The sequence below is a fragment of the Halorubrum hochsteinianum genome, assembly GCF_023702125.1.
GTDB lineage: Archaea > Halobacteriota > Halobacteria > Halobacteriales > Haloferacaceae > Halorubrum > Halorubrum hochsteinianum.
On sequence record NZ_CP098415.1, the window covers coordinates 532,958 to 545,555 of the forward strand.

Sequence of the window (12,598 nt, forward strand, 5' to 3'; positions counted from 1 at the left end):
AGCACCGCAGAGATCGGAATCAGTCAAGAAACCCTTACCAGTCAGGTTAGTACATTTAATAAATTCGCCACGTTGTTTTCGAACGACGCATGATCGAAACAGCAGCGGCTGACTTACTCGCAAGCGGAACAGTCCCGCTCGAAATGACGCAGACCGAGATATTCCAGTTCATTCAGGACAACACCCTCCTGAGCGCGTCGCTGTGGGTGAACATCGCGCTCGCGGGCCTCTCCATCCTCCTGTTCGTCTACATGGGGCGAAACGTCGAGGACCCGCGCGCGCAGCTGATCTTCGTGGCGACGCTGATGGTACCGCTGGTGTCGATATCCAGCTACACGGGCCTCGTCTCCGGACTCACAGTTGGATTCCTCGAAATGCCGGCGGGTCACGCGCTCGCCGGGGCCGGGGCCGGCCCGGAGGGCGGCGTGTTCACCCCGTGGGGGCGCTACCTCACGTGGGCGTTCTCGACGCCGATGATCCTGATCGCGCTCGGCCTCCTCGCCGGGTCGAACCTGAGCAAGCTGTTCACCGCCGTGGTGGCCGACGTCGGGATGTGTATCACCGGGCTGGCGGCCGCGCTGACCACCTCCTCGTACCTCCTGCGGTGGGTCTGGTACGGGATCAGCTGCGCGTTCTTCGTCGTCGTCCTGTACATCCTGCTCGCGGAGTGGGCGAAGGACGCCGAGGTCGCCGGCACCGCGGACATCTTCAACACGCTGAAGGTGCTCACCGTCGTCCTCTGGCTCGGCTACCCGATCTTCTGGGCACTCGGTGCCGAGGGGATCGCGGTGCTCGACATCGCGATCACCTCGTGGGCCTACAGCGGGATGGACATCATCGCGAAGTACCTCTTCGCGTTCCTCCTGCTGCGGTGGGTCGTCGACAACGAGCGGACGGTCGCCGACATGGCCACGGGACTCGGTGCGGCCTCCCGCGGCGGCGCGGCACCGGCCGACGACTGACGGCGCGGTCGCTCCCGTCGTCGCGGTCGATCTCGCGGATCTCCTTTTTGTTGTACCACGTCCACAGGCCCCAGCCACGGCCGCCGAGAGGGAAGCGCTAAACCCGCGGCGGCGGTGGGGGGAGACATGAAACAGGCCATCGTCGCCCGGACGGACATCGGCATGGGCGAGGGGAAACTCGCCGCGCAGGTCGCGCACGCGTCGCTGTCGGCGTACCAGGACGCGGGCCGACGCGCCCGCAAGAAGTGGCAGGGGGAGGGACAGAAGAAGGTCGTGCTCAAGGGCGACTCCGAGAGCCAGCTGTTCGAGCTGGCCGACAAGGCGGACAAGGAGGGACTGCCGTACGCGATCGTTCGCGACGCCGGTCACACTCAGCTCGATCCGGGGACCGTCACCGCGCTCGCGGTCGGTCCGGCCCGCGACGACAGCGTCGACCGCGTGACCGGCGACCTCTCGCTGTACTGAATGGCCTCCGAACACGCGCTCCGCGAGGCACACGCGACGGAGCGGGCGGTCGGGATCGAACACTACGTCAGCGGCGCGGACGGGATCGGCGGTCGCCTGCGGGAGTCGCCGGACGACTTCCGGGTCCGAGAGCTGGAGGCGTTCGACGCGGAGCCGCTCGACGCCGACACCGGGAGCTACCCGGAGCTGGTGGTCCGGGCGACGCTCCGCGACTGGGACACGAACGACTTCGCGCGGCGGCTCTCCGACGCGCTCGGCGTCAGCCGCGAGCGCGTCTCGTGGGCCGGGACGAAGGACAAGCGGGCGGTGACCACGCAGCTGTTCACGGTCCGCGGGGTCGACGCCGACGACCTCCCCGAGGTCCGCGGGGCCGAGATCGAGGCGCTCGGCCGCGCGGGCCGCAGCCTCTCGTTCGGCGACCTCGCCGGCAACGCCTTCGAGATCCGGGTCGCGGACGCGGTCGAGGACGCCCCCGAGCGCGTCGCCGCCGCGGTGCGCGACCTCCGGGCGTTCGCGGGCGAGACAGAAGGGAGCGACGCGGCGGAGACCCCCGCCGACTCGGCGTTCCCGGTCCGCGCGACCGTCGGCGTCCCGAACTACTTCGGCCAGCAGCGCTTCGGCAGCCGGCGGCCGGTCACCCACGTCGTCGGGCTGGCGATCGCCCGGAACGACCCCCGCGAGGCGGTCCGGCTGTACGCGGGCAACCCGGCGGCGACGGAGCCGGACGACACGCGGGCCGCGCGCGACCGCGTCGACGCGGCGTTCGGCGTGGGCGGTGAGGTGGAGTCCGACGGCACGGGCGACGGCGACTGGGCGGCCTGTCTCGACGAGATCCCCGGAAAGCTCCGGTTCGAGCGTTCGATGGTCCACCGGCTCGCCGACCGCGGGGTCGACCCCGACGCGCCGGCCGACAACGAGGACTGGTGGCACGCGCTGGAGGCCGTCCCCTCGAACCTCCAGCGGCTGTTCGTCAACGCGGCCCAGTCGTACCTGTTCAATCGGATCGTGAGCGAGCGCCTGCGGCGGGGGCTGCCGTTCGGTCGCCCCGTCGCCGGCGACGTGGTCTGTTTCGCCGACAGCGGCGCGCCGGAGGAGCTGTACGCGCCGGACGCGGACCGGCTCCAGCGGGTCGACGCCGACCGGGTCGAGGTCGTCGCCCGGCACTGCGAGCGCGGGCGGGCGTTCGTCACCGCGCCGCTCGTCGGCACCGAGACGGAGCTCGGCGACGGCGAACCCGGCGAGATCGAGCGGGAAGTCCTCACAGACGTCGGGATCGAGCCGGGCGACTTCGCGCTTCCCGGCGAGTTCGACTCGAAGGGGACCCGGCGGGCGATACTCCTCCGGACCGACCTCGACGTGTCGATCGAGGGCGGCGACCCGCGGTTCGGCTTCGCGCTGCCGAGCGGCTCGTACGCGACCGTGCTGCTCCGGGAGTTCACGAAGTCGGGGCCGCTCGACCTCTGACCGATCCGCGTTCGTGTATTATCGTTCGGCTCAGTCGGACGAGATAACCACGATACTGCGCTTCGTTCCGAGCCGTTTTTGTGCGACAGCCGTCAATCGACTCCATGACCCGGATCGTCGTCATCGACCTCCACGGCCAGTTCACGCACCTCGAACGGCGGGCGCTCCGCGACATCGGCGTCGACACCGAGATCGTGTCGGCGGAGACGCCGGCCGACGAGGTCGACGCCGACGGGATCGTCCTCTCGGGCGGGCCGGACATGGACCGCGTCGGCAACGCCCCGGACTACCTCGACGGCGACGCGCCCGTCCTCGGGATCTGCCTCGGCATGCAGCTGATCGCCAGCGAGCTCGACGGCGCGGTGGGGTCGGGCAACTACGGCGGCTACGCCGACGTCGACGTGGAGATCGTCGACGACGAGGATCCGCTCGTCGGCTCGCTCGCGCCGGAGACCCGCGTCTGGGCCTCCCACGCCGACGAGGTGACCGAACTCCCCGAGGGGTTCGACCGCACCGCCACCTCCGACGTCTGCGGCATCGAGGCGATGGCCGACCCGGACGCGGGGCTGTACGGCGTCCAGTGGCACCCGGAGGTCGCCCACACCGAGCGCGGCGAGGAGGTCTTCGAGAACTTCGTCGCGATCTGCGAGTCGGCCTGAACGCGACCCCGCGGCTGCGATCCCGCGGCCGCGACCTCAGAGCCGGTGGCGACGGACCGTCTCCGTGCCGCAGCTCGGGCACTCGCGCCGGTACTCGACGGTCCCGCCGGTCGTCGCCGCCTCCCACTCGCCGGCCTCGTCGACGAAGCCGCACGCCTCGCAGACGTGGGGCTGCCCGTCGAGTCGAGCGCGGAGCCGGTCGAACGCCGTCGTTCCGCCGTGGCTGGATGACATGTGTTGCCGACACACAATGTAATTATTAATAGTTTACTACGGGGATCGGGAGCGTGCGGGAGCCGAGGCTCCGCGGAGTCGGGTCGTCGTCGCTCGAAAAGGGGCGGGACGCCGCCCGGCTACGCCGCGAACAGCTCGTCGACCGCCTCGCCGGCGGTCTCGACCGCCTCCTGCGCGACCGCCTCCCGGTCCGGATCCGCGTCCTCGGGGGCGTTGAGGTAGACGTCGACGTCGAGGACGCCGTCCTCGAACGTGACGGTGATGTCGAGGTCCTTCACGGTCGACTGGTCGTAGTGTTTGAACACGATCCCCTCGGCCGCCTCCGCGGCGGTGCGGACGACGTCGTCGTCGTCCGGCCCGTCCGCGTCGACCGGCTCCGAGGCGTCGCTCGCGTCGTCGGTCACGGCCTTACGCGCCGCCAGCGCCCGGACCGCCCGGTCCCATCGGGCCGCCGCCGCCAGCGCCGCCCTGGAGCATCTGCTGGAGCTCGCTCTGGAGCTCGTCGAACTGCTCCTCGACGCGCTCCTCCTGCTTCTCGAGCTGCTCGACGCGGACCTCGAGCGAGTCGACCTTGTTCTCGAGGTCGTCGTAGGCGGACTCGTAGTCCGTCTCGACGAGGACCTCGCCGATCTCTCGGTACATCCCCGCGTCCTCGTCGACGTCTTCGAGGGCGTCGAGGGCGGTCTTGGACTCGTTGAGCGCGGACTGGGCCTGCTCTTTCTGCTCGGAGACCTGCTGTGCGGTCTCCTGAAGCTCCTGCAGCTCCTCTATCTTCTCCTGTGCCTCGGGCGGCATATTCCCTTGCATAGACGGACGGACGCGGCCCGGACGGAAAAACCCCCGACTTCTCCGACGACGGCCCATGCGGACGCGACAGCCCCGAAAGAGGCCGTTATCGGTGTCTGCGCGCTACGTCCGATCGGCGCTCGTCCCGACGCGTTCGGCGACCGCAACGAGGCGCGACCAGCTGTTGACGCCGGCGCGGAGGGCGACGAGGTCGTCGGCGCGGACGCGGACGCGGACCGCGCTCCCGTCGCGGTCGACGGTCGCGGTCGAGCGGGCGTCGTCGATCTCGCCCACCTCGGGACCGAGCGCGTCGGCCACGACGCGGGCGCGTCGCTCTGAGGGGTAGGTAACGGAGAGGACCGTCTCGTGTGGTCGCGTCGCCGTCACGGTCCGAAGAGAAGACGGCGTTACTCGACGTTGACTTCCTTCACGTCGCCGCCGCGCTCCTTCAGGAGGACGCGGTGGCCGCAGTACGGGCAGCGCACGCCGCCGTACTCGTCGAGGGTGACGTCGCGCTTACAGCGGGAGCACTTGTAGCTCATCGTCCTATTCCTCGTCGGCGAGCGCGGCGCGGATGGAGCGGCGGACGGTGCGACCGCCGGGCGTCTCGGGGCGGTACGCGCCGCCCGTGAACGTCTCGCCGGTCTCCTCGTTGACCCAGATGCCGGTGCCCTTGCGCGTGACGTCGTCGCCGTCGACGGTGGCGTTGCGCATCTCCTCTTCGATGTCCTGGACCCGCTTGCGCGCGACCCGGCCGTAGCGGGCACCGAATCGGCCCGCACTCCCGGTGCTTCGTGCCTTGTCCTCAGCCATAGTGAGTCCGTCTACCGCCAGCGCGGGTAAAAAGGCTACGAGTCGCGGCGGTCGGTCGGCACCCCGGGGAGCGGCTCGACGTGCCGCCTCACTGCGACTGCGACCCGCCCTCGATCTTTTTATCACCGTTCGGATCGGAGAAACGCCGACTGAGGCTGTTGTGAGCCCGTTTTGACGGGTTTCCTCGTCGCAGGTTTTTAAGCCGTAGAGCCCTTTATTACTGTAGATTCATGTCCATCGAGGACCCCAACGAGGCGGCGACCGCGCCGGTCGAGATCCTCCACGTCGACGACGACCCTTCGGTGCTCGATCTGACCGAGTCCTTCCTCGACGCGGAGTTGGACGGGGTCGACGTCACCACGACGACCGATCCGGGCGAGGTGATCGGCCACCTCGAGTCCGGGACGTTCCACTGCGTGATCAGCGACTACGATATGCCGGGACGGGACGGACTGGAGGTGCTCTGCGACGTGCGCGACGAGTACCCGGACCTCCCGTTCATCCTGTACACCGGGAAGGGGAGCGAGGAGATCGCCGCGGAGGCGATCAACGCCGGAGTCACGGGCTACCTTCAGAAGGGCGGTCCGGACCAGATCCGACGGCTGGCCAACCGCGTCGAACACGCGGCGGTGGAGTTCCGGAGCCAGATCGAGTCGGAGCGGTACTCGACGGTTCTGAAGGCGCTCGACTACCCGATATACGTCGTCAACGAGGACGCCGAGTTCGAGTACGTCAACGAGGCGTTCGTCGAGCTCACCGGTTACAGTCGGGACGAGATCCTCGGGAGTCCCCCCGGGCTCATCAAGACCGAACCGGACGTGGAGAAGGCCAACGAGAAGCTCGCGGGCATCGTGTCTTCGACCGGACCGGAGCGGGAGAAGTTCGGGGTCGACATCCGGACGAAAGACGGGGAGACGGTCCCGTGTTACGACCACATGGCCGCCCTCCCGTTCGACGACGACTTCAGGGGCTCGGTCGGCATCCTCCGGGACGCCTCCGAGGAGCAGCGGCGGCGCGAGGAGCTGCTCCGACAGAACGAGCGGCTGGACGAGTTCACCTCCGTCGTGTCGCACGACCTCCGCACGCCGCTGAACAACGCGAAGGCGGCGGCGGAGCTGGCCCGAGCGGACGGGGACGAGGACCACTTCGATCGGCTCGAATCGGAACACGAGCGCATGGACCGGATGATCCGGGACCTGCTGCGGCTCGCCCGCGACGGGCGGACGGTGTCGGACACCGAGCCGGTCGACGTGGGAGCGGTCGCGTCGGAGGCGTGGGAGTCGTTCGGCTGCCCGGCCGACGGGCTCCGACTGCCCGACGGGGAACTGGTCGTCGACGGCGACCCGCCTCGGGTCCGGCGGCTGGTCGAGAACCTCCTGCGCAACGCCGTCGATCACGGACGGTCGCCGGTGACGGTGACCGTCGGGAAGCACGCCGGCGGATTCTACGTCGCCGACGACGGTCCGGGAGTCGACGAGGAACGGGTCGATGCGGTCTTCGAGCCGGGGTTCACGACCGCGTCCGACGGCACCGGATTCGGACTGACGATCGTGAAGCGGATCGCCGACGCGCACGGGTGGAAGGTTGACGTGGCGGAGAGCGACGCGGGCGGCGCTCGGTTCGAGTTCGCGCTCGACACGGAGCCGAACACGCAGATCGAAGAGCCGCGCGTCGTCTGAGCCGAGTCCGACTCTTCTCGCATCCGCCGCGGTCCGACCGTCGGTTTTGTGCTCCGAGCGCGATCGAGGCGGCCGCTCGCCGGCCGGTCGCGTCCCGGCCAGCGCGAGCCGAGGCGCGCGATCGGCGGGTCCGGACCCGTCGATCGGAGGGCCGACCGCGTCGGCCACTCGGAGATTGACGACCCGTCGCCGGACCGCAACGCCTTTCACAACCAAGTAATACTACTAAGTTGTATGGACGGATTCAACGGCTTCGCGGACGTGAGCGAGACGGACGTAACGAGGGCCATCGGCACCGAGTGGACCGACGGCTTCCTGGACTTCACCGACTCCGAGGTGATCATTCTCGGCGGCGGTCCCTCGGGGCTGATGGCCGCGAAGGAACTGGCCGAGCGCGGCGTGAAGGTGATGATCGTCGAGAAGAACAACTACCTCGGCGGCGGGTTCTGGCTCGGCGGGTTCCTGATGAACACGGTGACGGTCCGCGATCCGGCACAGGAGATCCTCGACGACCTCGACGTGGACTACGACCCGGTCGAGGACGTCGACGGCCTCTACACCGCGCCGGGGCCGGAGGCCTGTTCGGGACTGATCAAGGCGGCCTGCGACGCCGGCGCGCGCGTCCAGAACATGACGGAGTTCACCGACCTCGTCGTCCGCGAGGACCACGAGGTCGGCGGGATCGTGATGAACTGGACGCCGGTCCACGCGCTGCCCCGAGAGATCACCTGCGTCGACCCCATCGCGGTGGAGTCCGACCTCGTCATCGACGCGACCGGCCACGACGCGGTCGCGATCAGCAAGCTCGACGAGCGCGGCGTCCTCTCCGCGCCCGGCATCGAGCACGCGAAGGAGCACAACACCGGGATGGACCAGACCGAGGACGGCGAGTACGGCGCGCCCGGCCACGACTCGCCCGGCCACGACTCGATGTGGGTGGGAGAGAGCGAGGACGCCGTGGTCGAGCACACCGGCGTCGTCCACGACGGCCTGATCGCGTCCGGCATGGCGGTCGCGACCGCCCACGGCCTCCCGCGGATGGGCCCGACGTTCGGCGCGATGCTGGTCTCCGGCAAGAAGGCGGCCCAGAGCGCCCTCGACGAGCTTGGCACCGACGCGCCCGAGGTGTCGCTGTCGACCGGCGGCGCGCCCGCTCCCGCTGACGACTGAGACTCGGATCGCGGTTCCGGGGTCGACCCGAAACGAGCCGCGGTATTGACCGCGCCCCTCGGCCCTCCAGACGGTCGGTACTGCGAGATCGGTTTCGACGCGATCACGTTTCCGACCGAGACCACCGAACCCCGGTCGCTCGGCTGTACGACGGAGGAACCGCTTATAAACAGCCGGTCGACACGAACACCACCGAAGCCCCGGCCGCGAGAATCTCCGAAAGACTGTCGCCCCGCTTCGCTCGGCGCTGCGTCTTTCGTGGTCCCGCTCGCGTTCCGGGACTCGCGCGGCTCGCTGTGCGCTCAGTCGCTCACTCCGTTCGCTCTTTGCGGTGCTTGCGTCGTCGTGCTTCGGCCTCGCGGCTGCTCCTTCGAGTCCCGCCCCCGCACCGCACCTCACACCTCCCCAGCCTCGCGGCTCACGCTTCGCGGCTGCGCCGCTCGCGTTCGCCGCGTCCCTCGCGCGTGCTGTCTCGCGCCCTTCGGGCGCTCGCCGGCACGCGCCACCGCGTGTTGAAAGATAACCCGTCGCGACACCCGAACCCGGAATCCGCGGCGTGACCGTTTTTCACGAACGTTCCTGCGAGAGGGACGCAACCGGATGCCTTTTTCCGACCATACCGCGAACCCGGCGACATGCGCAACGCCAAGATCGTCTGTACGATCGGTCCCGCCTCGGACGACCGGGACACGATCCGCGGCCTCGCGGAGGCGGGGATGTCCGTCGTCCGACTCAACGCCAGCCACGGAACGACCGACCACCGGGAGACGGTGATCGAGCGCGCCCGAGCGGTCGACGACGAGATCGACGACCCCCTCGCGGTGATGGTCGACCTGAAGGGCCCGGAGGTCCGGACCGCCGAGATCGACGAGCCGATCCACCTCGCGGAGGGCTCGGAAGTGGCCTTCGAGGAAGGCGACGACGCCACCCCCGAGCGCGTCGGCCTCACGCACTCCATCGCCGCGGCCGGCCCGGGCGACACGATCCTCTTAGACGACGGCCGGATCGAGTGCCGCGTCGAGCGCGTCGACGGCGAGTCCGTGGTCGCGACCGTCCGCTCCGGCGGGAAGCTGGGGTCGCGGAAGGGCGTGAACCTCCCGGGCGTCGCCATCGACGTCGACCTGATCACCCCCGAAGACGAGGCCGAACTCGACCTCGCGGCGCGGACCGACGCGGACTTCGTCGCCGCCTCCTTCGTCCGCGACGCCGACGACGTGTACCAGATCGCCGACGAACTGGAGGCTCGCGGCGGCGACGACATCCCGATCGTCGCCAAGATCGAGCGCGCCGGCGCGGTCGAGAACTTGGAGGGAATCGTCGACGCCGCAGACGGCGTGATGGTCGCCCGCGGCGACCTCGGCGTCGAGTGCCCGCTGGAGGACGTGCCGGTGATCCAGAAGCGGATCATCCGCACCTGCGTCAACGAGGGCGTGCCCGTCATCACCGCGACGGAGATGCTCGACTCGATGGTCTCCTCGCGTCGGCCGACCCGCGCCGAGGCCTCCGACGTGGCGAACGCCGTCCTCGACGGGACGGACGCCGTAATGTTATCCGGCGAGACCGCGGTCGGCGAGGACCCCGTGAACGTCGTCGAGACGATGGACCGGATCGTCCGGCAGGTCGAGTCCAGCGACGAGTACGCCGAGACGCGCGAGCAGCGCGTCCCGACCGCGGACGAGGGGTCGCGCACGGAGGCGCTGGCCCGCTCGGCGCGCTACCTCGCGCGCGACATCGGCGCGTCGACGGTGGTCGCCGTCTCCGAGTCGGGCTTCACCGCGCGCAAGACCGCCATGTTCCGGCCGGGCGTCCCGGTCGTCGCGACGACGCCGAGCGACCGCGTCCGTCGCCAGCTCGCGCTCTCGTGGGGGGTCCGCCCCGTCTTGACCGAGTACGCGGACGACATGGAGGGGATCCTCGACAACGCGGTCGACGCCGCGCTCGACCGCGGCGGGGCCGCGTCCGGCGACACGCTCGTCGTCCTCTCCGGCATGCTCACCGAGTTCGAGGGGACGAACACGACGAACACCCTGAAGGTCCACGTCGCCGCCGAGACGCTCGTGACCGGCAAGGCGGTCGTCGCCGGCCGCGTCGCCGCGCCGGTCCACCGGACCGAGGACGGCGACATCGACGCGCTGCCGGACGGGTCCGTGGTCGCGATCGGCTCCGACTTCGACGGGGAGTTCTCCGGGGACCTCGACCGGATCGCCAGCATCGTCGACGCCCGCGAGGGGATGACCGGCTACCCGGCCGTCGTCGCCCGGGAGCTCGGCGTCCCGATGGTCTCCGGCGCTCGCCTGCCCGAGTCGGTCGTCGACGGGACCACGGTGACCGTCGACGGGGAGCGCGGCGTCGTGTACGACGGCGACGTGATCGCCGCCGCCCGGGAGCGGTAACCACCGGCCCCGCGCCGGCGCGCGTCGACCGCCCGCCAGCCATTTATTACGGAACCGCCTACGTGCGTCCATGAGCGACGAATCCGGCGACCGCGCCCGCGACGAGGGACCGGCCGCCGACGCCGGCGACGGTGCCCGCGACGACGCCCCGGTCTCCGGCGACAGGAGTCGGGCCAACGACGCCGGCGACGAGACTCCCGGCGACGCCGAGGGCGACGGGGGAGAGTGGCGCTTCTCGATCGACGAGGTCGGGCCGGACGGCGTCACCGAGGACACCGCCACGCCGGAGAGCGAGCCGATAGAGCCGGGAGACGTCACCCTCGAACACGCGGTCTTCGTCGTCCTCGGCGTGGCGCTCACGGTCGGCGTCCTCGTCGTCGGGTTCTGAGCGCGACCGGCGCGGTCGCGCGCACCGCGCCGCCGCACCACCGCTTCGGGCCGCGACGGCGCGCACCACCACTTATCAGGCCGCGGCCGTAGGGGCGAACATGGACGCGCTCGCACAGGCCGGCCTCCTCTCGCCGGACACCCTCCCGCTGCTGCTTTTGACCGCGGGACTGCTGCTCTCGATGGCGGAGGCGCTGGCACCCGGAGCGAACTTCATCGTCGTCGGCATCGCGCTCATCGGGGCCGGGCTCGGGGGGCTGCTCCTGGCCTCGCTCGCCGTCCCCGGCGCGCTCCTCACGCTCTTCATGGCGGTCCTCACGCTCGTCTTCGGCGCTGCCGCCTTCTACGGCTACCACGAGTTCGACCTCTACGGGGGCAAGGGACAACAGCAGACGAGCGACAGCGACTCGCTGAAGGGGAAGACGGGGACCGTCACGGAGCGCGTGACCCCCACGGGCGGCGAGGTGAAACTCGCCGGCGGCGGCTTCAACCCCCATTACTCCGCCCGGTCGATGGACGGCGAGATCGCGGAGGGCGAGGAGGTGATGGTCGTCGACCCCGGCGGGGGCAACGTCGTCACCGTGGAGTCGATAGGGTACGTCGAGGACGACATCGACCGCGAGCTCGCGGCCGACCGCGCCCGGAAGGCCGCGGCGACCGAGGTCGAGGCGGAAGAGTCTGAGGAAGGCGACGCGGACCCGGAGACCGAACTGGAGCGGGAGTGACGCCGGCGGACGACTGCGCCGCGGCGCGCACCGCCGAGAAAAAAGCACTTGCCGCTCGCGGCGGATCGCCCGACCATGCCCTCCCCGTTCGCCCTCCTCCCGCGGCCGGTCGGTGGCCTGCTCGACCGCGTCCGCGACGGCTTCGAATCGCCCCGGGCCACGTCGGTCGCCGTCGCGATGCTCGTGATCGTCACGATCGGCACCGCGCTCGGGGTCGTCGCGCTTGGCGGGATCTTCGACGCGACCATCGACCAGCAGGTCACCGTCGACAACCCGGATCGCCCGCCCGAGTCGACCTGCGAGACGTTCGGGGACGACCCCGACTCCGTGTTCGGCGAGCGGTGCGACGAGCCGGCGCGGATCGAGGTCGACGCCGGGGCGGAACTCCGGGAGGCCGCGGACGGCTACATCCACTACGGCCTGATCGGCGTGCCGATCTGGTGGGGGATCTTCGCGCTCGCCCTCCACGTCGGCGCGCGCGTCGCCGGCGGGGAGGGGTCCGTCGGCGACTCGTTCCTGATCGCCGGCTGGGCGCTCGTCGGCGAACTGCTCCGGGTGATCGCCGGCCTCGCGGCGATCTGGTTCGCCCTCTCGAACGCGGCGATAACGGGGTCGACCGGCGAGGCGATCGCGAGGGACGCGGTCGCCGCGATCACGGGCACGACCGGCCCCCTGCTCGTCGCGTCCGCGGTCGCGATAGCGGTCCAGTGGGCGATCGTCGTCGGCGGGCTGGAGGCCCGACACGACCTCGGCCGCGGGACGGCGGCGGGCGTGGCGACGGTCTTCGCCGCGGTCGCCCTCCTGCTCGCCGTGCCCGCGAACTTCGGGAGTTTTTAAGCCGACGGCGCTCCCCGATCCGAC

General features: G+C 70.3%; 16 protein-coding genes. 10 read left to right on the plus strand and 6 right to left on the minus strand.

All coding sequences use genetic code 11. The features are described 5' to 3' along the window. The first annotated feature begins 143 nt into the window (after nucleotides 1-143). From NAF06_RS02590 to NAF06_RS02605, 4 genes are all read left to right on the plus strand, one after another. Nucleotides 144-962 carry a bacteriorhodopsin gene (locus tag NAF06_RS02590; RefSeq protein ID WP_008581782.1) on the plus strand — a complete coding sequence of 273 codons (819 nt, stop codon included), beginning with the start codon at nucleotides 144-146 and terminating at the stop codon, nucleotides 960-962. Between the two features lie 126 nt (nucleotides 963-1,088). Next, nucleotides 1,089-1,427 carry a peptidyl-tRNA hydrolase Pth2 gene (gene pth2, locus NAF06_RS02595; protein WP_008581783.1) on the plus strand — a complete coding sequence of 113 codons (339 nt, stop codon included), beginning with the start codon at nucleotides 1,089-1,091 and terminating at the stop codon, nucleotides 1,425-1,427. Further along, nucleotides 1,428-2,891 carry a tRNA pseudouridine(13) synthase TruD gene (gene truD, locus NAF06_RS02600; protein WP_008581784.1) on the plus strand — a complete coding sequence of 488 codons (1,464 nt, stop codon included), beginning with the start codon at nucleotides 1,428-1,430 and terminating at the stop codon, nucleotides 2,889-2,891. It begins immediately after the preceding gene. A gap of 104 nt (nucleotides 2,892-2,995) precedes the next feature. Then, nucleotides 2,996-3,550, plus strand: a complete 555-nt coding sequence (locus tag NAF06_RS02605) for a GMP synthase subunit A (protein WP_008581785.1) — start codon at nucleotides 2,996-2,998, stop codon at nucleotides 3,548-3,550. A 36-nt stretch (nucleotides 3,551-3,586) separates the two neighbouring features. Here NAF06_RS02605 and NAF06_RS02610 read toward each other — a convergent pair whose 3' ends face one another. The 6 genes from NAF06_RS02610 to NAF06_RS02635 all read right to left on the minus strand — a co-directional run bounded on the left by NAF06_RS02610 (nucleotide 3,587) and on the right by NAF06_RS02635 (nucleotide 5,383). After that, nucleotides 3,587-3,784, minus strand: a complete 198-nt coding sequence (locus tag NAF06_RS02610) for an HVO_0649 family zinc finger protein (protein WP_008581786.1) — start codon at nucleotides 3,782-3,784, stop codon at nucleotides 3,587-3,589. A 119-nt stretch (nucleotides 3,785-3,903) separates the two neighbouring features. Beyond that, the gene (locus tag NAF06_RS02615; RefSeq protein ID WP_008581787.1) at nucleotides 3,904-4,188 is read right to left on the minus strand and encodes a DUF3194 domain-containing protein; all 285 of its coding nucleotides are present in this window, start codon (nucleotides 4,186-4,188) and stop codon (nucleotides 3,904-3,906) included. Nucleotides 4,189-4,192: 4 nt separating this feature from the next. Then, on the minus strand, nucleotides 4,193-4,579 hold the full coding sequence (locus NAF06_RS02620) for a prefoldin subunit beta (RefSeq protein ID WP_008581788.1): 387 nt from the start codon (nucleotides 4,577-4,579) through the stop codon (nucleotides 4,193-4,195). 114 nt (nucleotides 4,580-4,693) lie between these two features. Beyond that, the gene (locus NAF06_RS02625) at nucleotides 4,694-4,957 is read right to left on the minus strand and encodes a KEOPS complex subunit Pcc1 (RefSeq protein ID WP_008581790.1); all 264 of its coding nucleotides are present in this window, start codon (nucleotides 4,955-4,957) and stop codon (nucleotides 4,694-4,696) included. A gap of 20 nt (nucleotides 4,958-4,977) precedes the next feature. Beyond that, nucleotides 4,978-5,112 carry a DNA-directed RNA polymerase subunit P gene (locus tag NAF06_RS02630; protein ID WP_004049526.1) on the minus strand — a complete coding sequence of 45 codons (135 nt, stop codon included), beginning with the start codon at nucleotides 5,110-5,112 and terminating at the stop codon, nucleotides 4,978-4,980. A 4-nt stretch (nucleotides 5,113-5,116) separates the two neighbouring features. After that, nucleotides 5,117-5,383: an eL43 family ribosomal protein gene (locus NAF06_RS02635; protein ID WP_008581793.1), complete on the minus strand. Its 267-nt coding sequence runs from the start codon at nucleotides 5,381-5,383 to the stop codon at nucleotides 5,117-5,119. Nucleotides 5,384-5,613: 230 nt separating this feature from the next. Between NAF06_RS02635 and NAF06_RS02640 the strand changes: the two genes are divergently transcribed. The 6 genes from NAF06_RS02640 (at nucleotide 5,614) to NAF06_RS02665 (ending at nucleotide 12,574) form a co-directional block, all read left to right on the plus strand. Further along, complete coding sequence (locus NAF06_RS02640) at nucleotides 5,614-7,062, plus strand: sensor histidine kinase (RefSeq protein ID WP_008581797.1); 1,449 nt, start codon at nucleotides 5,614-5,616, stop codon at nucleotides 7,060-7,062. A 234-nt stretch (nucleotides 7,063-7,296) separates the two neighbouring features. Then, on the plus strand, nucleotides 7,297-8,232 hold the full coding sequence (locus NAF06_RS02645; RefSeq protein WP_008581800.1) for a thiazole biosynthesis protein: 936 nt from the start codon (nucleotides 7,297-7,299) through the stop codon (nucleotides 8,230-8,232). Nucleotides 8,233-8,867: 635 nt separating this feature from the next. Then, the gene (gene pyk / locus NAF06_RS02650; RefSeq protein WP_008581801.1) at nucleotides 8,868-10,625 is read left to right on the plus strand and encodes a pyruvate kinase; all 1,758 of its coding nucleotides are present in this window, start codon (nucleotides 8,868-8,870) and stop codon (nucleotides 10,623-10,625) included. Nucleotides 10,626-10,695: 70 nt separating this feature from the next. Then, nucleotides 10,696-11,013: a DUF7312 domain-containing protein gene (locus NAF06_RS02655; protein ID WP_008581805.1), complete on the plus strand. Its 318-nt coding sequence runs from the start codon at nucleotides 10,696-10,698 to the stop codon at nucleotides 11,011-11,013. Nucleotides 11,014-11,113: 100 nt separating this feature from the next. After that, nucleotides 11,114-11,737 (plus strand): NfeD family protein, encoded by a 624-nt coding sequence (locus NAF06_RS02660; RefSeq protein ID WP_008581808.1) that lies wholly within the window; start codon nucleotides 11,114-11,116, stop codon nucleotides 11,735-11,737. A gap of 75 nt (nucleotides 11,738-11,812) precedes the next feature. Beyond that, nucleotides 11,813-12,574 (plus strand): YIP1 family protein, encoded by a 762-nt coding sequence (locus NAF06_RS02665; RefSeq protein ID WP_008581810.1) that lies wholly within the window; start codon nucleotides 11,813-11,815, stop codon nucleotides 12,572-12,574. Nucleotides 12,575-12,598 lie beyond the last annotated feature (24 nt).